The organism is Chishuiella changwenlii (assembly GCF_900142565.1).
In the GTDB taxonomy this organism is placed as follows: domain Bacteria; phylum Bacteroidota; class Bacteroidia; order Flavobacteriales; family Weeksellaceae; genus Empedobacter; species Empedobacter changwenlii.
The window spans coordinates 266,540-289,892 of record NZ_FRBH01000002.1; the positions used below are offsets into that span (position 1 = coordinate 266,540).

Annotated in this window: 25 protein-coding genes; 17 read left to right on the forward strand and 8 right to left on the reverse strand. The window is 30.8% G+C overall.

Going from position 1 to position 23,353, the window contains the following annotated elements; all coding sequences use genetic code 11:
* Nucleotides 1–12: 12 nt before the first annotated feature.
* The 6 genes from mscL (BUA86_RS02885) to BUA86_RS02910 all read right to left on the reverse strand — a co-directional run bounded on the left by mscL (BUA86_RS02885) (nucleotide 13) and on the right by BUA86_RS02910 (nucleotide 3,177).
* Nucleotides 13–396, reverse strand: coding sequence for a large conductance mechanosensitive channel protein MscL (gene mscL, locus BUA86_RS02885; RefSeq protein ID WP_072929670.1), 384 nt, complete (start codon nucleotides 394–396; stop codon nucleotides 13–15).
* A gap of 200 nt (nucleotides 397–596) precedes the next feature.
* Nucleotides 597–983, reverse strand: coding sequence for a large conductance mechanosensitive channel protein MscL (gene mscL, locus BUA86_RS02890; protein ID WP_072929672.1), 387 nt, complete (start codon nucleotides 981–983; stop codon nucleotides 597–599).
* Nucleotides 984–1,019: 36 nt separating this feature from the next.
* A complete protein-coding gene (gene lgt / locus BUA86_RS02895; RefSeq protein ID WP_072929674.1) occupies nucleotides 1,020–1,916 on the reverse strand; it encodes a prolipoprotein diacylglyceryl transferase in 897 nt (298 codons plus the stop codon).
* Nucleotides 1,913–2,149, reverse strand: coding sequence for a membrane protein insertion efficiency factor YidD (yidD, locus tag BUA86_RS02900; RefSeq protein ID WP_072929676.1), 237 nt, complete (start codon nucleotides 2,147–2,149; stop codon nucleotides 1,913–1,915). The genes lgt and yidD overlap by 4 nt, the downstream gene beginning before the upstream one ends.
* Nucleotides 2,150–2,222: 73 nt before the next feature.
* Entirely contained in the window at nucleotides 2,223–2,729 is a 507-nt protein-coding gene (locus tag BUA86_RS02905) for a thioredoxin family protein (protein ID WP_072929678.1), read from the reverse strand.
* 46 nt (nucleotides 2,730–2,775) lie between these two features.
* Nucleotides 2,776–3,177 (reverse strand): hypothetical protein, encoded by a 402-nt coding sequence (locus tag BUA86_RS02910; protein ID WP_072929680.1) that lies wholly within the window; start codon nucleotides 3,175–3,177, stop codon nucleotides 2,776–2,778.
* A gap of 115 nt (nucleotides 3,178–3,292) precedes the next feature.
* On the opposite strand from BUA86_RS02910, the gene BUA86_RS02915 reads away from it, so the two are divergent.
* The 3 genes from BUA86_RS02915 to BUA86_RS02925 all read left to right on the forward strand — a co-directional run bounded on the left by BUA86_RS02915 (nucleotide 3,293) and on the right by BUA86_RS02925 (nucleotide 5,532).
* Nucleotides 3,293–4,573 carry a replication-associated recombination protein A gene (locus BUA86_RS02915; protein WP_072929682.1) on the forward strand — a complete coding sequence of 427 codons (1,281 nt, stop codon included), beginning with the start codon at nucleotides 3,293–3,295 and terminating at the stop codon, nucleotides 4,571–4,573.
* A 190-nt stretch (nucleotides 4,574–4,763) separates the two neighbouring features.
* The gene (locus BUA86_RS02920) at nucleotides 4,764–5,183 is read left to right on the forward strand and encodes a type II 3-dehydroquinate dehydratase (protein WP_072929684.1); all 420 of its coding nucleotides are present in this window, start codon (nucleotides 4,764–4,766) and stop codon (nucleotides 5,181–5,183) included.
* 25 nt (nucleotides 5,184–5,208) lie between these two features.
* Nucleotides 5,209–5,532: a hypothetical protein gene (locus BUA86_RS02925; protein ID WP_072929686.1), complete on the forward strand. Its 324-nt coding sequence runs from the start codon at nucleotides 5,209–5,211 to the stop codon at nucleotides 5,530–5,532.
* Nucleotides 5,533–5,589: 57 nt separating this feature from the next.
* On the opposite strand, the gene yihA is transcribed toward BUA86_RS02925, so the two are convergent.
* Both yihA and BUA86_RS02935 read right to left on the reverse strand, forming a co-directional pair.
* Nucleotides 5,590–6,204, reverse strand: coding sequence for a ribosome biogenesis GTP-binding protein YihA/YsxC (gene yihA / locus BUA86_RS02930; protein WP_072929688.1), 615 nt, complete (start codon nucleotides 6,202–6,204; stop codon nucleotides 5,590–5,592).
* A gap of 1 nt (nucleotide 6,205) precedes the next feature.
* Complete coding sequence (locus tag BUA86_RS02935; protein ID WP_072929689.1) at nucleotides 6,206–6,988, reverse strand: alpha/beta fold hydrolase; 783 nt, start codon at nucleotides 6,986–6,988, stop codon at nucleotides 6,206–6,208.
* Between the two features lie 262 nt (nucleotides 6,989–7,250).
* Here BUA86_RS02935 and mraZ point away from each other — a divergent pair, with 262 nt between their 5' ends.
* From mraZ to BUA86_RS03005, 14 genes are all read left to right on the forward strand, one after another.
* A complete protein-coding gene (mraZ, locus tag BUA86_RS02940; RefSeq protein WP_143147222.1) occupies nucleotides 7,251–7,712 on the forward strand; it encodes a division/cell wall cluster transcriptional repressor MraZ in 462 nt (153 codons plus the stop codon).
* Nucleotides 7,705–8,610, forward strand: a complete 906-nt coding sequence (gene rsmH / locus BUA86_RS02945) for a 16S rRNA (cytosine(1402)-N(4))-methyltransferase RsmH (RefSeq protein WP_072929693.1) — start codon at nucleotides 7,705–7,707, stop codon at nucleotides 8,608–8,610. The genes mraZ and rsmH overlap by 8 nt, the downstream gene beginning before the upstream one ends.
* A gap of 6 nt (nucleotides 8,611–8,616) precedes the next feature.
* Nucleotides 8,617–8,976 carry an FtsL-like putative cell division protein gene (locus BUA86_RS02950; RefSeq protein WP_072929695.1) on the forward strand — a complete coding sequence of 120 codons (360 nt, stop codon included), beginning with the start codon at nucleotides 8,617–8,619 and terminating at the stop codon, nucleotides 8,974–8,976.
* A complete protein-coding gene (locus BUA86_RS02955) occupies nucleotides 8,954–10,936 on the forward strand; it encodes a penicillin-binding protein (RefSeq protein ID WP_072929697.1) in 1,983 nt (660 codons plus the stop codon). Before BUA86_RS02950 ends, BUA86_RS02955 begins: the two co-directional genes overlap by 23 nt.
* Nucleotides 10,933–12,396 (forward strand): UDP-N-acetylmuramoyl-L-alanyl-D-glutamate--2,6-diaminopimelate ligase, encoded by a 1,464-nt coding sequence (locus tag BUA86_RS02960; protein WP_072929699.1) that lies wholly within the window; start codon nucleotides 10,933–10,935, stop codon nucleotides 12,394–12,396. The genes BUA86_RS02955 and BUA86_RS02960 overlap by 4 nt, the downstream gene beginning before the upstream one ends.
* A gap of 3 nt (nucleotides 12,397–12,399) precedes the next feature.
* Nucleotides 12,400–13,629: a phospho-N-acetylmuramoyl-pentapeptide-transferase gene (mraY, locus tag BUA86_RS02965; protein WP_072929701.1), complete on the forward strand. Its 1,230-nt coding sequence runs from the start codon at nucleotides 12,400–12,402 to the stop codon at nucleotides 13,627–13,629.
* Nucleotide 13,630: 1 nt separating this feature from the next.
* Nucleotides 13,631–14,965: a UDP-N-acetylmuramoyl-L-alanine--D-glutamate ligase gene (gene murD / locus BUA86_RS02970; protein WP_072929702.1), complete on the forward strand. Its 1,335-nt coding sequence runs from the start codon at nucleotides 13,631–13,633 to the stop codon at nucleotides 14,963–14,965.
* A 9-nt stretch (nucleotides 14,966–14,974) separates the two neighbouring features.
* Nucleotides 14,975–16,174, forward strand: coding sequence for an FtsW/RodA/SpoVE family cell cycle protein (locus tag BUA86_RS02975; RefSeq protein ID WP_072929705.1), 1,200 nt, complete (start codon nucleotides 14,975–14,977; stop codon nucleotides 16,172–16,174).
* Nucleotides 16,146–17,252: an undecaprenyldiphospho-muramoylpentapeptide beta-N-acetylglucosaminyltransferase gene (murG, locus tag BUA86_RS02980; RefSeq protein ID WP_072929707.1), complete on the forward strand. Its 1,107-nt coding sequence runs from the start codon at nucleotides 16,146–16,148 to the stop codon at nucleotides 17,250–17,252. Before BUA86_RS02975 ends, murG begins: the two co-directional genes overlap by 29 nt.
* Nucleotides 17,252–18,592 carry a UDP-N-acetylmuramate--L-alanine ligase gene (murC, locus tag BUA86_RS02985; protein ID WP_072929709.1) on the forward strand — a complete coding sequence of 447 codons (1,341 nt, stop codon included), beginning with the start codon at nucleotides 17,252–17,254 and terminating at the stop codon, nucleotides 18,590–18,592. The genes murG and murC overlap by 1 nt, the downstream gene beginning before the upstream one ends.
* 1 nt (nucleotide 18,593) lies before the next feature.
* Entirely contained in the window at nucleotides 18,594–19,328 is a 735-nt protein-coding gene (locus BUA86_RS02990; protein ID WP_229731847.1) for a cell division protein FtsQ/DivIB, read from the forward strand.
* A complete protein-coding gene (ftsA, locus tag BUA86_RS02995) occupies nucleotides 19,315–20,772 on the forward strand; it encodes a cell division protein FtsA (RefSeq protein ID WP_072929713.1) in 1,458 nt (485 codons plus the stop codon). The genes BUA86_RS02990 and ftsA overlap by 14 nt, the downstream gene beginning before the upstream one ends.
* A gap of 55 nt (nucleotides 20,773–20,827) precedes the next feature.
* On the forward strand, nucleotides 20,828–22,699 hold the full coding sequence (gene ftsZ / locus BUA86_RS03000; RefSeq protein ID WP_083580283.1) for a cell division protein FtsZ: 1,872 nt from the start codon (nucleotides 20,828–20,830) through the stop codon (nucleotides 22,697–22,699).
* A gap of 99 nt (nucleotides 22,700–22,798) precedes the next feature.
* Nucleotides 22,799–23,251: a GatB/YqeY domain-containing protein gene (locus BUA86_RS03005; protein WP_072929717.1), complete on the forward strand. Its 453-nt coding sequence runs from the start codon at nucleotides 22,799–22,801 to the stop codon at nucleotides 23,249–23,251.
* Nucleotides 23,252–23,353 lie beyond the last annotated feature (102 nt).

Consider the following 23,353-nt stretch of genomic DNA (forward strand, 5'->3'; position numbering starts at 1 on the left):
TACTATTTTTTGTTATTTATTTTTTAATAAATCACGAATTTCAATTAATAATTGCTCTTGCGTTGGTCCTGCTGGAGCCTCTTCTTCTTTTGGAGCTTCTTTCTTTAATTTATTAATTCCTTTAATCATTAAGAATAATGCAAAAGCAACAACAATAAAAGAAATGGTTGCAGCTAAGAAACTTCCGTATTTTATAGCAGTTCCAGGTATTACTAATGACGCTAAATCTTCTGCGTTAATAGCTTTTAAAGCTGGACTTAGAAGTGCAGGAGTAATAAGGTCTTCTACTAAAGAAGTTACAATTTTACCAAAGGCACCACCAATAACAACACCGACAGCTAAGTCAACAACATTGCCTTTTACAGCAAACTCTTTAAATTCTTTAAAAAATCCCATAAGTCTTAATTTTTCTTCAAAGTTTAATAATAATATATATCGTTAAAACAAATAAACTAGATATTTGTTTTATAACAGTTAAGTTGACGATAAAGTTATCATTTTATCTTTAAAATACAAATTGTCTTTTTAGGGATTGGTTATTTTTTATTAAATGAAAATGCATTATTTTTATTAAAAAATAGAAATACATTTATCGCTTATAGTGTATTTTTCTCCTTTAATATATCACGAATTTCAGTTAATAAATCTTCTTGTGTTATAGCATCATCATCGTCTTTAAGCGTGTCTTTTTGTATTGTATTAACACCTTTTACAATTAAAAACAACGAAAAAGCTACTATAATAAAAGAGATAGTAGCAGCTAAAAAACTACCATATTTTATAGCAGTTCCAGGAATTACCAATGCTGCTAAATCCTCTGCATTCATAGCTCTTAATGCAGGTGTAAGAATAGCAGGGGTAATAATGTCTTCTACTAAAGAAGTTACAATTTTACTAAAGGCAGCTCCAATAACTACACCAATAGCTAAATCAATTACATTGCCTTTAATGGCAAATTCTTTAAATTCATCAAAAAATTTCATAGGTTTTGGTTTTAGGTTTTTAAAAATTTTACTAATCTACATAGGCTCTATTTCTGGTCTCTTTTTAGATGAAATAAATAAGTACAAACCAATAAGCATAAAAGGAATGCTTAACACTTGTCCATTATTTAGTCCAATGTTCAAAGTTTGGGCAACAGCCTCTTCACCTTGATTTTCTTTAAAGAACTCAACAATAAACCTAATTAGAAATAATAAAAATAAGAAAATTCCTAATAACGCACCAAGATATTTTCGTTTATCTGTTTTATGATATAAATAAAGCATTATAATTCCTAAGATAATATATCCTATTGCTTCATAAATTTGTGCAGGATGTCTCGATACTATTTCTCCATAACCAGAACTTTGTTGATAAAATTTAACAGCCCAAGGTAAGTCAGAAGGTTTTCCAACAATCTCAGAATTATAAAAGTTTCCAACGCGAACTGCAGCTCCACCAAATGGAACAACAACAGCCATTCTATCTAGTAGCCACAAAACATTACGACGTTGTAAATATTTTCTTGAAAATAAATAAGAAGTAATGATAACCCCTAATGCAGCTCCATGACTTGCTAAACCACTAAAACCTACAAATTCATAATTTTGTAATAATCCAAAAAATGTAGATTCTCCTGGAGCATATTGTACAGGTAAAAAGACTTCAATAGGTCTTTCTATAAAAGCAGCTGGATCATAAAATAAATATTCTCCTAATCTTGCGCCAACAATAGCACCAATAAATGTATATAAAAATAAAGGATCAAGTAATTCCTTTTTTTGATTTTCTTTTTTAAAGATGTTAGACATTAAATACCATCCTACAACGAATGCTACTATCCAACATAAACTATAAATATGCACTTTAAATCCTGCTACTTCAAATAAATAAGATTGCGGATTCCAGTCGATAAACGAAATAAAATTAATCATAGATTTTTCTTTTTAGGTACAGGGTCATATCCATGTCCTCCCCAAGGATGACAACGTACAATTCTTTTTGTTCCAAGCCATAAACCTTTTAATAAGCCATGTTCTTTTAAGGCATCAATCATGTATGATGAGCAAGTTGGTTGATATCTACAATTGCTTCCTAACCAAGGCGAAATTGCTAATTGATAAAAACGAACAAGTAAAATAAATGGTTTTATTAAAATGTTATTCATTGAGCAAAGTTAATTATTCGAATGAATATTACATTATCTAACTTGGATAGTTTCTAAATAATATAATATTAAATTATTTTTTAATGTACGAAGCAGGATCTAATGCTTTATAAGACCAACCTTGTAAAAATTCTAATACAACTTTCGGGTCATGACCTTGTGTTTCTTTACTTTCTAGGTAAGCAGAATTTTGTGTATGTATAACCTCTCCCTTACCATTTAATATAACAAATACTGGAAAACCGAAACGTTCCGGATGTTTTAGAGAAGCTAATGTTTCTTCGTTCTTATTTTTTGGAGAATAATTTACGTGAACAATTTCATAATTATTAGCTAAATAATCTTTTATCTCTTGGTTTTCTTTTGTCAATTTATCAAACATCATACACCATGCACACCAATTCCCTCCAATTTGCAACAAAACATGTTTTTTATCTGTAGATGCTTTTTTAACAGCATTAGCAATGTCAATTTTCGGATTTGCTTCTTCGTTGTAAATTTTTGGTTTATCTGCTTGTTGACCAAATGCAAAGCTTAATGATAAAAGCATTAAGCTAAAAAAGATTGATAATTTTTTCATTTTAAAATCTAAATATTCATTCGAATTTACAATAAAAAATATTTTTTTAAGTATTTATAAGGCTATAAAATGAATCTAATTTTTTCTGAATTAAATTTATTTCTCTTTTTTTCTCTGAAGTTTTTAATTGAGAAATTAAATTAATATAAAATGTAGCTTCAAACTCTAATCGATCTAACTCTATTTCGTAAAAATTTATTTGATGATGAATTTGTGTAAAGTAGTAATTAATCAGTTCAGTATAAATTAATTTTAACTCAGGATTTAGTTTTACGAGATAAATAAAATCTTGTAGCTCAATCAAAAATTCAATCATTTGTTTATTGATTTCAATCTGTTTGTCTTTCAATTCAATCTTTTCTAAATAATTAGTAGATTGAATAATTTTATTTCCTAAAAGCTGATGTTTTCTCGTTAAAACTAAAGCGAATTCTAATGCTTCTTTCATCTTATAAAATTTATATTGGCAAAGTAAAAAAATGATAAAGCCAAAATATGTCGTCGAAAAAACTCTTAAGGTTTGATAAAACTTTTACCTAACTTTGAGTTCTAAATTGTTTTTTATGAATGCGCCTCTAGCTGAAAGAATGCGTCCCAAATCGCTCGAAGAATACATAAATCAAAAGCATTTGGTAGGAGAAAACGGACCTATAAAAATGATGCTTCAACATAATATGATTGCATCAATGATATTTTGGGGACCTCCAGGTACTGGGAAGACGACATTAGCTCAATTAATTTCAGAATTAACAGATCGACCTTTTTATACATTAAGTGCAATAAATTCAGGTGTTAAAGAAGTGAGAGAGGTTATAGAAAAAGCTAAAAGCCAAAATTTATTTTCTGGAACAAAAAACCCGATTTTATTTATTGATGAAATTCATCGATTCAATAAATCTCAACAAGATAGTTTATTGGGTGCAGTTGAAACTGGATTAGTAACTTTAATTGGCGCTACAACAGAAAATCCAAGTTTTGAGGTTGTTCCAGCTTTACTTTCTCGTGCGCAAGTCTATGTTCTGAAACATTTAGAAAAAGAAGATTTAGAAGATCTAATTAGAAAAGCAATAGAAAAGGATGAAGTATTATCTAAATTAAATATTCAGTTAGATGATACAAATACTTTATTAAGATATTCTGGTGGTGATGCAAGAAAATTATTGAATGGTTTAGAATTAGTTGTAAACAGTTTTTCACCAACAGATAAAATTATTATTAATGATGAGGTTGTTCATGAAAGAATTCAGCAAAATCTCGCTCGTTACGATAAAACAGGAGAACAACATTACGATATTATTTCAGCATTTATAAAGTCTATTCGCGGATCTGACCCCAATGGAGCAGTCTATTGGTTAGCAAGAATGATAGAAGGAGGAGAGGATTTAAAATTTATAGCACGAAGATTGCTTATTTCTGCATCGGAGGATATTGGTAATGCAAACCCAACAGCGATAATTATGGCAAACAATACTTTTCAGGCAGTTTCTGTTATAGGTTATCCGGAATCTCGAATTCTGCTTAGTCAATGTGCTATTTATTTAGCAAATTCGCCTAAAAGTAATGCAACTTATTTAGCGATAGGAAAAGCACAGCAAATAGTAAAGCAAACGGGAGATTTATCTGTTCCATTACATTTACGTAATGCACCAACAAAATTGATGAAAGATTTGGATTATGGAAAAGAATATAAATATTCGCATGATTTTCCAGGTAACTTTGCTGAACAAGAATTTTTACCAGATGAAATATCGGGAACTGTATTTTATGATCCTGGTAATAATAAACGAGAGCAGCAAGATAAACAGTCCTTAAATCAGAAGTGGAAAGGTAAATATGGTTACTAAATAAAAATCTCAATTGTAATGTGTACAATTGAGATTTTAAGGTTGGTAGTTTAGGTAAAAAATGATTTAAATATATATAATATTTAGGTTGGTTATTCGCCTTTAATCAATTCGTGTGCCAAAAACGATTTTTATAAAAAAATGTTTAAAAAATATTTAAAAAAAATAATTTACACTTTAAAAGAATACTATGAAACAGATACAAATTATAAATGGACCTAATTTAAATTTATTAGGAGTTAGAGAGCCAGAGATATATGGAACACAAACTTTTGAAGATTTCTTTAGAACCATGCAACGTCAGTTTCCTACTGTTTCTTTACATTATTATCAATCTAATCATGAAGGAGATATTATTGATAAGTTACACGAAGTAGGATTTAAATATGATGGTATAATTTTAAATGGTGGAGCTTATACACATTATTCTTATGCAATTGCAGATGCTATAAAAGCAATTAAAACAAAAGTTGTAGAAGTTCATATATCAGATATATATGCTAGAGAAGACTTTCGTAAAAATAGTGTAACAGGAGAAGGGTGTTTAAAAATTATCTCAGGAAAAGGTTTACCAGGTTATATAGAAGCTGTAGAGCTATTTATGAAGTAAAATTGAAATAATAAAAACTATAAATATGAATAAAATTATTTTTGGATTAGCTATCGGTCTATCTGTTATTAGTTGTAATACTAAACCAGATAAAGATGATGAAACATTGAAAAAACAAACAATGGAAGCGTGTGAAAAGGCTGCGATACAACCTAACATGACGGATGGTCAGAAAACAGCATTAAAATCTTACTGTAGTTGTTCTACTGATAAAATGATTGGAGAGTTCTCTTATGTAGAAATGATGCAAATGAATGAGCCTTCACCAGAGTTAAAGAGTAGGTTAGAGAAATTAATTGCTCCTTGTATAAAAGAATTGGAAGTAAAGATGAATGAATTAAAGAATTAATTCAGATTAGAGTAAAATAAAAAAGAGATGTAATAAATTACATCTCTTTTTTATTTTTTAATAAGGTTTAAAACGATCTTTTAATTGTTCGTTTAAACTATCAATGTATCCTGTTATTTCTAATTTTCCAATTTTACTTGTAGAAGAACTTGTAAAAATCTTAGGCAATTCTTCCCAAGTTTTTAATAACTCTGTTTTGTAGTTATTCAAGTTTTTTTGCATTTGCGTACTGGTTAACTTATCAAGTTTTGTAAATACAATAGCAAAAGGAATTTGTTTGTTTCCTAACCATTCCATGAACTGTAAATCAATTTTTTGAGGTTCATGACGAGAGTCTATTAATAAAAAGACATTGACTAGATTTTCTCTAAATTCAATATAATCATAAATCATTTTATTAAAACCACCACGAACACCTTTAGGAGCTTTTGCAAAACCATAACCAGGTAAATCTGCTAAATACCAAATATCATCCATTTCGAATGTATTGATTAATTGTGTTTTTCCTGGAGTTGCAGAAGTTTTAGCCAAAGACTTTTTATCTGCGATCATATTGATTAATGAAGATTTACCAACATTAGATCTTCCAATAAATGCGTATTCTGGTTTATGTGGAGGAGGGCAATCTTTATATTTTTGTGAACTTTTTATAAATTCAGCTTTCTTTATCATATTATGCTTTTACGGTAGAATCAAGTTGTTTCTCGATTAACCATTTTTGTAAAATTTCATTAAATAATTCCGGATGTTCCATCATTGGAGCATGACCACATTCGTCTATCCAATAAAGTGTTGCTTCAGGTAACTCTTGTTCAAATTCAATAGCTACTTCTGGCGGAGTTACATTATCTTGTTTTCCCCAAATTAAACATACAGGAATTTTAATATCTTTTAAATCATTTTTCATGTTAGATTTCATTGCATCACGAGCGATATATAAAGTCTTGATAGCTTTATTACGATCATTTACAGTGCTAAAAACATCATCAACAATTTCTTTAGTAGCAACATTTGGATCAAAGAAAACCTCACGCGTTTTACGTTCAACATATTCATAATCGCCACGTTTAGGATATGTTTCACCAAATGATTTTTCATATAGACCAGAACTTCCTGTAAGACAAAGAGCCTTTACATATTCAGGATGTCTATGGCTAATTACTAAGCCAATATGTCCGCCAAGAGAATTTCCGACTAAAATAGCTGGTTCTTTAACAATTACATCAATAAAATTAGCAACATGTTTTGCGATGTTCTTGATATTTGTATTGATAACTGATAAAGAATATAAAGGTAATTCTGGTGCAAAAACTTTGTATCCTCTTTGAGTATAAAAATTTGTAAGAGCACTAAAATTACTAAGTTCACCCATTAATCCGTGAAGTAAAACGATTGGTTGTCCTTCACCTTCTTCTATATAAGAGAACTTATCTTTCTTTTTTAATCTAAAAAACATTTACTCGATATTAAGTCGACAAATTTAACTATTAATTACGGTTTATGTATACTAATCTAAAAAAAAACTTTATTACATAATTATTATCAATCATTTTACAACTGCTATATAAATAAAAATTTAGAGACTAGTAGGTGTGTTTTAATTATTAATTACTTAACTCATTGATAATAAAAATTAAATTGTTAATAAATAATTAAACAAAAGTGGTAAAAAATGGTATTTAGTGGTAATATTTTTTTATTTTTGAAAAAAATCTATCGTGAATTCATTGATTGGTACATATGAGTGTAAGGTAGACACAAAAGGAAGACTCCCAATTCCAGCGGGTTTGAAAAAACAATTAGCTGATTATTTGGAAGACGGTTTTGTGTTGAAACGCTCTGTGTTTCAGAATTGTTTAGAGCTTCATCCGATGAAAGAATGGGATAAAGTAATGAACGATCTGAATAAACTGAACCGATTTGTGAAAAAAAACAATGATTTTATTCGAATTTTTACAGCAGGTTTAAAACTTGTTGATATTGATTCTAACGGAAGGGTTCAGATATCAAAAGATTTAGTGAAGTTTGCAAATATTAATAAAGATGTAGTATTAAATTCTTCAGTAAATATGATTGAGATTTGGGACAAAGATAAATACGAAGAGGTAATTAACGTAGAAGATTTCGATTTTGCTACGTTGGCTGAAGATGTAATGGGAAAAATAGGAGAAGATGAGTAGTTATCATAATCCAGTTTTATTAAATGAAAGTGTCGATGCATTAATAATTAATGAATCGGGAATATATATAGATTGTACATTCGGAGGTGGAGGACACTCTCGCGAAATATTAAATAGATTAGATGAAAATGGGAAATTATTCTCATTTGATCAAGATGTAGATGCAATTCGTAATAAAATTGATGACAATCGATTTGAATTAGTTGAACAGAATTTTCGCTTTCTTAAAAATAATTTAAGAATTAGAGGAATTAAACAAGTTGATGGAGTTTTAGGAGATTTAGGAGTTTCTTCTCATCAGTTTGATACACCAGAAAGAGGTTTTTCAACTCGATTTGATGGAGAGTTAGATATGAGAATGAATCAAAATGCTAAACTTTCTGCAAAAACAATTATTAATGAATACGAAGAAGAGGATCTGGCGCGTATTTTTTATGATTTTGGAGAGTTGCAAGGTTCTTATCGTTTAGCGAGAGAAGTTATAAAAGCAAGAGCTAATAAATCAATTGAAACAATTGATGAATTGAAGCAAATCTTTTCATTTATTCCTAAAATGAAAGAAAATAAGTTTTTTGCACAAATGTTTCAAGCTTTAAGAATTGAAGTGAACGATGAAATGGCAGCATTAAAAGATATGCTTTCTCAATGTACAGATGTTATTAAGCCAGGAGGTCGTTTGGTTATTATCTCTTATCATTCTTTAGAAGATCGTTTAACAAAACGATTTATGAAAAACGGAATGTTCGAAGGTGAACCAGAAAGAGATGTATTTGGTAATTGGTCAGCGCCATTTAAACCATTGCAATCAAAAGTTATTATTCCAACACAGGAAGAAATAAACGAGAATCCAAGAGCACGTAGTGCTAAAATGAGAATAGCTGTTAGAAACGAAGATTAATAGTAGATGGCGAAAAAGAAAAAAATATTACCAGAGAAAAAAACATTTTCAGGATTGTTAAGAGGAGAGTTTTTAATAAAAACAGGATCTGAGCAAAACTGGAAATTTATGTTGTATTTGGTAGGATTGGCTTTCTTAAGTATTTCTAGTTCGCATTTAGTAGATCAAAAAGTTGTTCGTATAGCAGAATTACAAGATAAAGTTGAGGATTTAAAATCTCAATACACAGATAAGCATCGCAATTTAATGCGTATGCAATTAGAAACAGAAATATTAGACCGTACAGCAGTTTACGGATTAAAGATACCAGATAAACAACCTTATTATATAGTGAACAAGGTATATGACAACGTCAACGAAAAATAAAAACAACATGGTCATCAGAGGATGGGTTTTTGCCGGCGCGCTTGCGATTTGGGCAATACTCATTGTTGTTTTTATGTTCCGAATAAATATAATAGAAGGTGTTGAATTAGAAAAGTTTGCAGAAAAAAATAACTTCAGATTAGATACTGTTGCAGCAGAAAGAGGTAATCTTTATGCTTCTAATGGTGCGCTAATGGCAACAACTGTAACAAAACATAATGTATTTGTTGATTTAACAGTTATTAAAGATGAGTTATTTAAAACAGAAATGCATGGTCTTGCCGATTCTTTAGGTAAGATGTTCTCAAAATCCCCATCTTATTTTTACGATAAATTTTCTACAGAACGTAAAAAGAAGAATCGTTACATGATGCTTGTAAAAGATTTAGATTACGAGCAATATCAGCGTATAAAAACATTTCCAATCTTTAAGAGAGGTCAAAATAAAGGAGGTTTTATTCACGAAACAGAATCTAAAAGAGAATTAATTGTTCAAGATATAGGAATTCGTACAATTGGTTATGATGACCGTAGAGGTAAAGTTGGTTTAGAAGGAGCTTATTCTGATTTACTAAGTGGTACTGAAGGTCGTCGTTGGGAACAATTTATGGGACGTGGTAAATGGAAACCAATGAAAAGTTGGGAACAAGAACCACAGGCCGGTTCATCGGTTTACACAACAATTGATGCTGATTTACAAATGGTTTCTTATGATGCTTTGTATAAACAACTTTCTGAGTTTGAAGCAGAACATGGTTCTGTTGTTATAATGGAAGTTAAAACAGGAAAAGTAAGAGCAATTGTTAATCTATCTCGTAAAAAAGACGGTACTTATATAGATGACTATAATTATGCGGTTGGAGAAGCTGCAGAACCAGGATCAACATTTAAAACTGTTTCATTGTTAGCTGCAATGGACGATGGATTTATTAATAAAAATTCTACAGTTGAAACGGGGAATGGTAGTTATAAATTCTATGGTAGAACAATTACAGATACGCATGGTTATGGAACATTAACTGTGGATGGAGTTGTTAAAAAATCTTCGAACATTGGAACGGCTAAAATAATTAATAAATATTACGGTGAAAGCCCTAAAAAATTCTTCAAAAAAATGGACGAATGGCATATGACATCTCCATTAGGTATTGATATTTTAGGAGAGGGTAAACCTATTATGCACCGTCCAGATAGTAAAGTATGGAGTAATATTACACTTCCTGTAATGGGATACGGTTACGGTCTGCAATTAACACCAATACAAATTGTTACTTTTTACAATGCTGTTGCAAATAATGGTAAAATGTTGAAGCCGTTATTTATGGATAAAATAACAAAAAAAGGAGAAGCAGATGTAAATTTTAAACCAGTTGTTTTGGTTGAGCAATTAACATCGCTAGAAAATATAAAACAAATGCAAGAAATGCTGCGTGGAGCAGTAGAGCAAGGAACTGGAAGAATTATTAGTAATAGTAATTATGATATTGCTGGTAAAACAGGAACAGCACGTGTTGATTATTGGAAAAAAGAAGGAAAAGGAATGCAGTATCGTGCATCTTTTGCGGGATATTTTCCAGCTAAAAATCCAAAATATTCTTGTATTGTAGTTGTTCATAAACCAAATACATCAAAAGGATTTTATGGAGGTAGTGTAACAGCACCAGTTTTTAAGAAAATTGCAGATTGGATTTATTCAAAAACTCCAATTCCTTTACCTCATAATTTGGTAAAGAAAAATGTAGTTAGAGAATTTAAAAAAGAAAATAAAGTAATAGTAGATCAATCTAAAAATATAATACCAAATGTCGCAGGATATGTTGGTTATGACGCTATACAGTCGTTAGAAAATTTAGGATTGAATGTACAATATACAGGATTTGGTAGGGTTTTAAAACAATCTATACCTGCGGGAACAAAGTTTAAGAAAGGTGAAAAAATCTATTTAATATTAGAAGGATGAAAAGTTTAGTTGACTTGCTATATAAAGTATCCATCTTAGAGATTATTAACACGACTAAAATTGAAGTGAATAACATTCAATTTGATTCGAGAAAAATAGAAAAAGATGATGTTTTTGTCGCTGTAAAAGGAGTTACAGTCGATGGCCATCAATATGTAGAGAAGGCAGTCTCGTTAGGAGCAAAAGTAATTATTTGTGAAGTTTTACCTACAGAAATTACAGAAGGAATAACATATGTAAAAGTAGAAGATTCTACAATTGCATTAGGGATTTTAGCTTCTAATTATTATGATAACCCAACAAAAGATTTAAAATTAGTTGGTGTTACAGGAACAAATGGAAAAACCACAACAACAACTTTATTATACGAATTGTTTACAAAATTGGGATATGCTTGTGCATTGGTTTCTACAATAAAAATTGTTATTGATGGAGAAGAAATTCCATCGACACATACAACACCAGATATTTTAACATTAAATAAAATGTTTCGTGAAGCTGTAAACCGTGGCTGTGATTATGCTTTTATGGAAGTTTCATCTCACGGAATACATCAAAATAGAATTGCAGGATTACATTTTGAGGTTGCAGGTTTTACGAATATTACACATGATCATTTAGATTATCATAAAACATTTGCAAATTATATTGCTGCAAAAAAGAAGTTCTTTGATGATTTGCCAAAAACATCAACAGCGATTTCGAATGCAGATGATAAAAATGGTAAAGTAATGCTTCAGAATACAAATGCAACAAAGAAAATGTATGCTTTGAAAACTGATGCAGATTTTAAAGGTAGAATCATCGAACATCAGTTTGATGGTATGCAATTGGAATTTAATAATAAAGAGTTTTGGACATCTTTAATAGGGCAATTTAATGCCTCAAATTTATTATTAGTTTTTGGTGTTGCATCTGTTTTAGAACAAGATGAGATTGAGGTTTTAAAAGCGTTGAGTACATTAGGAAATGTAGATGGACGTTTTCAGAGTTTTAAAACAGAATCTGGAATTGTTATTATTGTTGATTATGCTCATACACCAGATGCATTAGAAAATGTTTTACGAACAATAGAAGCTATACGTACAAGAAACGAAAAGTTAATAACTGTTGTTGGTTGTGGTGGAGACAGAGATAAAACGAAGCGTCCAGAAATGGCAGATATCGCAAGTGAAAAATCAAATTTAGCAATTTTTACTTCTGATAATCCAAGAACAGAGGATGCAGAAGAAATTCTTCGTGATATGGAAGTGGGTGTAAAGGCTCAATTTTATAACCGAACATTAAAAATTACAGATCGTAAAGAAGCTATAAAAACAGCCATTAAAATGGCAGAACCTAAAGATATTATTTTGATTGCCGGAAAAGGGCACGAAACATATCAAGAAATTAACGGAGTGAGAACACATTTTTCTGATGTAGAAATAGCAACAGAATTAAGCAAAATCTTAAACAAATAGAGGATGTTATACTATTTATTTGATTATTTACAAAATTTACATTTTCCTGGAGCTAGAATGTTCCAGTATACATCTTTTCGCTCGGCAATGGCGATTCTATTAGCAATGTTTATCAGTTTGTTTTTTGGAAAAAGAATTATCAATTTCTTAAGAAAAAAACAAATGGGTGAAATTGTTCGTGATTTAGGTTTAAAAGGACAAATAGAAAAAGCTGGAACACCAACAATGGGTGGGTTAATCATTATTTTGGCAACCTTAGTTCCTACAATTTTATTTGCTCGACTAGATAATATTTACATTATAATTCTATTAATTTCTACACTTTGGTTAGGAGCAATAGGTTTTTTAGATGATTATATAAAAGTATTTAAAAAGAATAAAGAAGGATTAAAAGGTAAGTTTAAGATTTTAGGACAATTAGGATTAGGAATTGTCGTAGGATTAATGCTTTTCTTTAGTCCAACAGTTACTGTTAAACACCAAGAAGATAGAACAAAAATAAATTCTTCAACAGAATTTAGACCAGTTACGTTTGGTGAAGAAGAGAAAACATTGGATACAACAATGCCTTTTGTAAAAGGTAACGAATTCAACTATTCGGATATATTATTTTGGATGGATGCATCTGAAAGACCAGTTTGGGCTGTTGCTGCGATTTTTGTTTTTGCCGTAATTTTTATTATTACAGCAGTATCAAATGGAGCGAATTTAACAGATGGAATAGATGGTTTAGCTGCAGGTAGTTCTGCTGTAATAATGGGAGCAATTGCACTGTTTATTTTTGTATCTGGAAATATAATGTTTGCAGATTATTTAAATATCATGTTTATTCCTCGTTCAGAAGAGGTACTTATTTTTTGTGGTGCTTTTTTAGGAGGTTTAATAGGATTTATTTGGTACAATACTTATCCTGCTCAAGTATTTATGGGAGATACAGGAAGTTTAACAATTGGAGGAGTAATCGCTGTTTTAGCAATTATTGTTCGTAAAGAATTGTTGTTACCAATTTTATGTGGAATATTCTTTTGTGAGAGTTTATCTGTTATGTTACAGGTATCTTACTTTAAATATACAAAGAAGAAATATGGAGAAGGGCGTAGAATATTTTTAATGTCTCCGTTACATCACCATTTTCAGAAATTAGGATACCATGAAAGTAAAATTGTTGTAAGAGCAATTATCATGGGAATTGTTTTAGCCGTAGTAAGTATCATCACGCTTAAAATTAGATAAAATGAAAAGAATAGTCGTTTTAGGAGGTGGTGAAAGCGGTGTAGGAACAGCTATTCTTGCAAAGAAAGAAAACTTTGATGTTTTTCTTTCTGATATGGGAATTATAAAAGATAATTATAAAATACTTTTAGAAGAATACGGGATTGCTTATGAAGAAGGTCAGCACACAGAAGATTTAATTCTTAATGCAGACGAAGTAATGAAAAGTCCAGGTATTTCGAAAAAAGCAGCGCTAATTCAGAAAATCGAAACAAAAGGAATTTCGATTGTATCTGAAATTGAATTTGCGTCTCGATATACAGATGCAAAAATTATTGCAATAACAGGATCAAATGGAAAGACAACAACAACAAGTTTGATGTTCCATATCCTTAAGCAAGCTGGATTAAATGTAGGATTAGGTGGAAACATTGGTAAAAGTTTTGCAAAATCTGTTGCTGAAGATAACTACGATTTTTATGTATTAGAGATTAGTAGTTTTCAGTTAGATGATATCAAAACTAATTTTAAACCTCATGTGGCTATTTTGTTAAACATTACACCAGATCATTTAGATCAATACAATTATCAATTTGATTTGTATGCAAAATCTAAATTCAGAATAACTGAAAACCAAGATGAGAACGATTATTTTATCTACAATTTAGATGATCCAAAAATAATGGAGATGATAAATCAGATTGATATTCGTGCGAACCTAAAACCGTTCACAATGATGGATGCAACGAATGAAGCATACGCGAACAACGAATTATTTCGCGTAAATGATTCGAATGGTGATTTTACAATATTAGTAAATGAATTAGGATTAATAGGAAAACATAATGTTTCTAATTCTTTAGCGGCTGCAGTTGCTGCTAAAATTATTAATATTAATAATGAGGATCTAAAGAAAAGTTTATCAGATTTTAAATCTGTTGAACACCGTTTAGAACCAGTTTTAACAGTAGGAGGAATAGATTTTATTAACGACTCTAAAGCAACAAATGTTAATGCAACTTATTTTGCATTAGAAAGTATGACAAAACCAGTTGTATGGATTGTAGGAGGAGTAGATAAAGGAAATGATTATAACGAAGTTTTATCTTTTGTAAAAAAGAAAGTAAAAGCTATTGTTTGTTTAGGTAAAGACAATTCTAAATTAATAGAATTCTTTAGTCCTTATGTTGATACAATCATCGAAACAAATAATATGGAAGATTGTGTAACTAAAGCTTACAAGTTAGCAGAAAAAGGAGAAAAAGTTTTATTATCTCCTGCTTGTGCAAGTTTTGATTTGTTTAAAAGTTACGAAGATCGAGGAGATCAATTTAAAGAAAATGTAAGAAAATTATAATTACGAGTGATGTCAACAATAGTTCAAAAATATTTTAAAGGGGATAAACCTCTTTGGGCTTTCATCTTATTGTTAGCACTATTTTCGTTCTTGCCTGTTTATTCAGCAAGTTCTAACTTAGTGTATACTGTAGGTTCTGGAAGTATTTTTGGGCATTTAGCAAAACATGCGGTAATACTTCTTATAGGTTTATTTATTATTTACGGTTTACAGCGTGTAGATTATCGTTGGTTTGGCTTACTCGCATTGAGTGCTGTTGTTGTACTTGCTATAGTCTTGCTGATTACAATGATTCAGGGACAGACCATTGGTGGAGCAAATGCTTCTCGTTGGTTAACAATTCCAGGTACAGGAATCGGAATACAGCCTTCCATGATTGCTTCTCAAGCATTACTGATTTATATAGCTCGTTATTTAACAAAGAATAGAGATAAAGAATATACGTGGAAAAATATAGCACTTCCGTTACTATTACCAATTTTGGTAATCGTTGGATTAATTTTTCCATCTAATGGATCTACTGCTTTAATGTTAGCAGGAATGTGTGGAATACTTTTAATAATAGGAGGATTCCCATTAAAATATTTACTTTCTATTGCTGGAGTTGGAGTCCTTTTCGGAGGGATATTTATTTGGGTTGCATTAAAACAACCAGATTTAATTTCTAATTCTCGTGTACATACGTGGATGTCTCGTATAGAAAAATTTAATGATGATTCTGGTTTAGAAAGTTATCAAGTTTTACATGCAAAAGCAGCAATTGCAAGAGGCTTAAATGAAATGGCTGGACCAGGTAAAAGTGTTTTTAAACAAACATTACCTCAATCATCTTCAGATTTTATTTTTGCAATTATTGTTGAAGAATACGGAGCAATCGGAGCTATATTATTGATTGGTATATTTTTACTAATTCTGATTAGAATCTGTATCATCGCTTCGAAAATACATACAATTTTTGGTACGTTACTTGTATTTGCAGTTGGCTTGCCAATTATTATTCAATCCATGGTTAATATGGCTGTTGCGGTAAATTTAATTCCTGTAACAGGACAACCATTACCAATGATTAGTTATGGAGGAACATCCATTTGGATGACTTGTATATCATTTGGAATTATTTTGAGTGTTAGTACTCAAATAAAATCGCAAGAAGAGTTAGAACAAGATAGAAAATTATTAAGTGAAGAATACATCGAAGACATCGCCTAGAGTTTTAATTAGCGGCGGAGGAACAGGTGGACATATATATCCAGCCATAGCAATTGCAGACGAAATAAAACGCCGTTTGCCAGATGCTCAAATTTTGTTCGTAGGAGCAGAAGGAAGAATGGAAATGGAAAAAGTTCCAAAAGTTGGTTATCAAATAAAAGGATTACCAATTTCTGGGTTTGATAGAAGTAATATGAAAGCGAATTTAAAATTCCCTTTCAAATTGATAAAGAGTTTAAATCTAGCAAAGAAAATTTATAAAGAATTTAAGCCAGATTTAGCAATTGGTACAGGTGGTTATGCCAGTGGACCAATGTTATGGGTAGCAGGAAAAAATAATGTTCCAGTAATTTTACAAGAACAAAACTCTTTTCCAGGTGTTACCAATAAAATTTTGAAGAATAAAGCTAAGGCAATTTGTACAGCTTACGAATCTATTTCGCAATTTCCACAGGAAAAGATCCATTACACTGGAAATCCTATTCGTGGAGAGATATTTCAAAATTTACCAACAAAAGCAGAAGCAATAGCTGTTTTTGGATTAGATCCCGAAAAACCAACTGTATTATCTGTTGGTGGATCTCAAGGATCAAGAGCAATGAATAATGCTTGGTTAGAAAACTTAGAGGAATTTGTTGCGAGTGGCGTTCAGTTAATTTGGCAAACAGGAAAGTTAGATTATCAGAAGATAAAAGAATTGGTCGGAAATAAATATCCATCTATTCATGTTACAGAGTTTATTTATAATATGAAAGATGCTTATGCAGCTTCAGATTGTATTGTTTCTCGTGCAGGAGCTATGGCAATTTCTGAATTATCTATAATTGGAAAACCAACAATTTTACTTCCGTTACCAACAGCAGCTGAAGATCATCAAACTAAAAATGCTCAAGCATTAGTAGAAAAAGATGCAGCAATTTTAGTAAAAGATGCAGAAGCAAAACAACAATTAGTAAAGCAAGTAATTGCTTTATCTAATGATGAAGAGTTAAAACAAAAATTATCTCAAAATATTAAGCAATTAGGTAAACCTAATGCGACAAAAGAGATTGTTGATATAGTACTGAATTTATTATAATGAATATTTTAGATAAGACATATTACTATTTTATCGGAGCAGGAGGAATCGGAATGAGTGCTTTGGAGCGTTTTTTTCTTTCATTAGGAAAAAATGTAATAGGTTACGATAAAACACCAACGGAACTTACTGCAGAATTAATTGCAGAAGGAGTTGATATTCATTTTGAAGATAATATAGAATTAATTCCAGAAGGAATTAACCAAGATAATACGTTGGTGATTTATACACCAGCAATACCTAAAGATCAGACAGAACTAAATTATTTTTTAGTGAATGACTTTAAGGTAATGAAGCGTTCTGAGGTTTTAGGTGAAATTACAAAACATACCTACAATATTGGTGTTGCAGGAACTCATGGTAAAACAACAACTTCATCAATTTTAGGGCATATTCTTAAAGTTACGAATGTAGAAGCAACAGCTTTTTTAGGAGGAATTGCAGAAAATTATGATTCGAATATCATCTTAAATGGTTCTAAATATACAGTTGCTGAAGCAGATGAATTTGATCGTTCTTTTTTACGCTTATCTCCAAAATTAGCTATTATAACATCTGATGATGCAGATCATTTAGATATTTATGGAGAGAGAGAGGAAGTAAAAAAATCTTTTCAGGAGTTTGCAGCAATTGTAGAAGAAAAATTGTTTGTTCATAAAACACTCAATTTTGAAAATGCCATAACATATGGTGTAGACTTAGACGCAGATTATGACGCTAATAATGTAAGAATTATTGACGGGCATTATGTGTTTGATGTAAAGACGCCAAACGGATCTTTAAAAGATGTGGGGATTTTATTGCCAGGACATCATAATATGGAAAATGCAGTAGCTGCATTAGCTGTAGCAGATTACATGGGTGTTCCACACGAGAAAATAAAAGAAGCATTATCTACTTTTATTGGTGTTAAAAGACGTTTTAATCGTTTCGAAATAAATGGAAAAATTTATATTGACGATTATGCACATCATCCAACAGAATTAAATGCTGCAATACGTTCTGTAAGAGAATTATATCCAGGTAAAAAAGTGTTAGGAGTATTTCAACCTCACCTTTTTACAAGAACAAGAGATTTTGCTGATGAGTTTGCAGAAAGCTTATCAGAATTAGATAGTTTAATTTTGTTAGACATTTACCCTGCAAGAGAACTGTCAATAGAGGGAATTACCTCAAATTGGTTGCTAGAAAAGGTGAATTTACAAGAAAAAGTAGTATCTTCATTAGAAGATAGTTTAACACACATTAAAAGCAAAGATTTTGATGTCATAGTTACATTGGGAGCTGGTAATATTGATACAATTGTTAAACCAATAAAAGAGTGGTTAGGTGAAGCGTAAATTGAAAATCATAAAAGTGATTTTTGGAGTTGTCTTGCTAATAGGATTAATTAGTTTTACGACAATTCGTAATGCCACACGCCCAATAAAAAAAATAAATGTTGCATTTATTCAGCCTGTTGATAACTATTTTATAGATGATCAAACCATAAGAGAATTAGCTAACAAAAATGGAGGCGATATTTTAAAACAGACAATTAGCGAAGTTAATGTAAAAGATATCGAACAAAAAGTAAGCGAAAGTCCTTTTGTAGATTCTGTACAAGTAAGTAAAAGTATTGACGGATCTATTGATTTAGAAATAAAAGCGAATACAGCAGTAGCAAGAGTAAAGCCAGTAAATGGGCAACAATTTTACATTACAAGTAAAGGAAAAAAGATGCCAATGTCTAAAATTAGTTCGGCAAATGTAATTCTAGTTTACGGTGATGTAAAACCAAATGAATACGAAGATTTAAGTGAATTTGTACAAGCTTTGAAAGAAGATGATTTATTAAAAAATCATATCATCGCCATTCAAAAAGTAGGTTTACGTTCATTTAATTTAATTGTTAATAAAGGAAATTATTATATAGAGCTAGGAACTCTAAACAATTTTAAAAAGAAGTTGAATAATCTGGTTTTATTTTATAATCAATATATAGATTATATAGGAACTGAAGATTATGAGAAATTGAGCTTGAAATATGTGAATCAAGTTGTAGCAACCAAACGTGTAAAAAATGGAGAACAATAGTAAGATTGCAGTTGGCTTAGATATAGGGACTACGAAAATTGTAGCACTTGTCGGAAGAAAAAATGAAAATGGAAAAATAGAAATTCTTGGATACGGAAAAGCAAAAAGCTTAGGTGTTCATAGAGGGGTTGTGAATAATATTACGCAAACAATTAATTCTATAAAAGAAGCAATAGAAAAAGCTGAAAGAAATTCTGGCGTAAAAATTACAGACGTTACAGTAGGTATTGCAGGACAACATATTCGTAGTTTACAACATAGTGATTACATTACACGTGCTAATTCAGAAGATGTGATTGATGATAACGATTTAAAATTGTTAACAAATCAAGTCTATAAATTAGTAATGTTGCCAGGTGAAGAAATTATCCATGTTCTCCCACAAGAATTTAAAGTAGATAACGAAGGAGAAATTCGCGAACCTATCGGAATGTATGGAAGTAGATTAGAAGCTAACTTTCATGTTGTTGTAGGACAAGTTTCTTCTATTAGAAATATTGCACGTTGTGTAAAAGCTTCGGGCTTACGTTTGGCTAGTATCACATTAGAACCAATTGCATCGTCTAGTGCAGCACTTAGTGAAGAAGAAAAAGAAGCTGGTGTAGCATTAATTGATATAGGTGGTGGAACTACAGATATTGCTATTTTTAAAGATAACATTATTCGTCATACATCGGTTATTCCTTTTGGAGGTAATGTTATAACAGAAGATATAAAAATTGGATGTTCTATAATTGGTAAACAAGCAGAAGCATTAAAAGAAAAATTTGGTTCTGCATGGCCAGGAGAAAATAAAGAAACAGAAATTGTATCTATACCAGGTTTAAAAGGTAGAGAAGCAAAAGAGATTTCTCTTAAGAGATTATCGCAAATAATTCATGCTCGTGTACAAGAAATTCTAGAGCAAGTATATCTAGAATTAAAAAATTACGGGTGCGAAGATCAAAATAAAAAGCTAATCGCTGGTATAGTTTTAACTGGTGGAGGATCAAAATTAAAGCACATTCGTCAACTAACTGAATATGTTACGGGAATGGATGTACGTATTGGTTACTCTAACGAACATATAGTTGGTGCAAAAGCTGAGGAAATTAGTGGACCAGAATATGCAACATCGGTAGGATTATTGATGAAAGGTTTAGAAGAGTTAGAAGCGAATTATCAGCACGAAATTTTTGAGAAACCAGTTATCAATAACTTAAATACACAAGAAGAATTAGAAATAGGTATTCACACTCCTAGAACAGAAACTGCAAAACAAGTACAACCAGTAGAAGTTGTAGCAGAAAAAGAGATAGTGAAACCAAAAAGAGAGGAGTTAGTTGATGATTTACTTGACCAAGAAATTGGAGAAAAAGTACAAAGTAAAACTAAACCAGAAAAGAAAAGCTTCTTTTCTAAATGGACGGATAAGTTTATCCAAATGATTAACGAAACAGAATAAAATAAGAATAACTAATATAAATTACGAACCAATTAATAAGAAGAATATGAGTGATATGTTAACAGGAGATATTGTGTTCAACTTACCAAAAAGTCGATCTCAAGCAATCAAAGTGATTGGTGTTGGAGGTGGTGGTAGTAATGCTGTAAACTACATGTTCGAACAAGGAATCGCAGGTGTAGAATTTGTGATTTGTAATACAGATTCACAAGCATTATCAAATAGCCCAGTCCCGACTAGAATACAATTAGGACAAGCAATTACAGAAGGTTTAGGAGCAGGAGCAAATCCTGAAGTAGGAGAGCAATCTGCCATTGAAAGTATGGATGATGTGAAAGCTGTTTTAGACGAAGGTACTAAAATGGTCTTCATTACTGCTGGAATGGGTGGTGGTACTGGAACAGGTGCAGCACCAGTTATTGCAGGTATAGCAAAAGACATGGATATCTTAACAGTAGGTATTGTAACAGCGCCATTCTTTTTCGAAGGAAGAATGAGGTTGGAACAAGCCGAAAAAGGTATCGAGAAGCTAAGAAAAAATGTAGATTCATTAATTGTTATCAACAATGATAAATTACGTGAACTATATGGAAACTTAGGTTTTAAAAATGGATTTTCTAAAGCCGATGAGGTTTTAACTACAGCTGCAAAAGGTATTGCAGAAGTTATTACTCAACACTATGCAATGAATATCGATTTACGTGATGCGCGTACAGTACTTAAAAATTCTGGAACAGCAATCATGGGATCGGCAAGAGCAGAAGGTGAAAATAAAGCAAAAGATGCAATTTCTTCAGCATTAGATTCACCGTTGTTAAACAACAATAAAATTACAGGTGCTCGTAATGTATTGTTATTAATTTTATCTGGTAATAACGAAATTACAATGGATGAAATTGGTATCATCAATGATTATATTCAGCAAGAAGCTGGTAATAGTGCAAACATTATTATGGGTATTGGTGAAGATTTAGAATTAGGTGATGCAATTTCTGTTACTGTAGTTGCAACTGGTTTTCCAACAGAAGATCAAGCATATACAGGAAGAGAAGAGCAAAAAATAGTTCATACATTAGAAGAAGATCAACCAATAAACAAAACATTGTCTATTGAGCAACCATTTGTAAATAGAGTAAAACCAATGACATTAGATTTTGGTCGTTCTAATACAAATACATCTAATAATGTTACACCAGAAGTTCCTCAACAACAAAATCAAAAACCTGAGGAGCCAAGAAACTCATATAACCAAGCGGATATTAATCAAAGTTTTAATCAGCAATCTTACAACAGTACGCCAGATCAAACTTTTGAAGAGAATAATACTCCAAAACGTTATGTTTTAGATGAATTAGATGATGAACCAGTTCAAGAAAGACGTTCTTATGATGATTTTGAGCCTCGATTAAAATCGGATTTCAATCAATCATTCCAAGAACCATCAAACAATGCTTCATCAAATAATAATCAAGGATTTAATTCATATTCAAATCCGGTAACATCAGAATCATCAAATTATCCTCAAAATAATTATAATGCTTATCAAGCACCGAAAAATGAAGGATATAACAATGTAGAGCCAGTTCAAACAAATCAAGTTGTTTCGAATGCTGTTGAACCAACAATTTCTCAAACAGAAGTTGCAGTTGACCCATTTAGTCAACCAATTCAACAATCTAATGATGCTGAATTAAATAGTGTTATAGAAGAAAGAAGAAATCGTTTAAAACAATTTAATTTTAAATTTAATAATACGATGACAAATTCTCAAGTTGATGAATACGAAGCTATCCCTGCTTACAAGCGTCAAGGATTAAACTTATCAGATAGAAATGATAATCAATCTTCGGATTTTTCGGTTGGAACAAATCGTAATAACGAAACACAAATTCGTCCAAATAATTTCCTACATGACAATGTAGATTAATAAAGGTCACTCGTAAAAAATATTCTTATTATAGAAAAGGTTCATTGCTTTTGCGATGAGCCTTTTTTTGTCTTAAATTTGTTATCTAAAATATAGAACATGAATTTAGAAACTCAAATAATGGGGCAATTAAAAGAAGCTATGAAAGCTAAAAATACAATTGCCTTAGAAGCTTTAAGAGCTGTTAAGTCTGAATTATTATTAGCAAAAACTTCTGGGGCTAATGGTGAATTATCAGAAGATCAAGAAATTGCGTTATTACAAAAGTTAGTAAAACAACGTAAAGAAGCTGCTGAGCAATTTACTGCAAATGCACGTCCAGAATTAGCAGAAAAAGAATTAGCACAAGCAGAGGTAATTCAACAATTCTTACCAGCTCAATTATCAGATGAGGAATTAACAACTGCAATTCAAGAAATAGTAGCAGAAGTTGGTGCAACATCACCTAAAGACATGGGAAAAGTTATGGGAGCTGCCTCTTCTAAGTTAGCTGGAAAAGCTGAAGGGAAAGCAATTTCTGCAAAAGTTAAAGATATTTTAGCTGGATTATAATCTGTTATATTCTATCTAATTTTAAAAAAAGGTAAAGTTTTATAAACTTTACCTTTTTTATTTTGAATAATCGTAATATTTATGTAATTTGATAAGAATGTT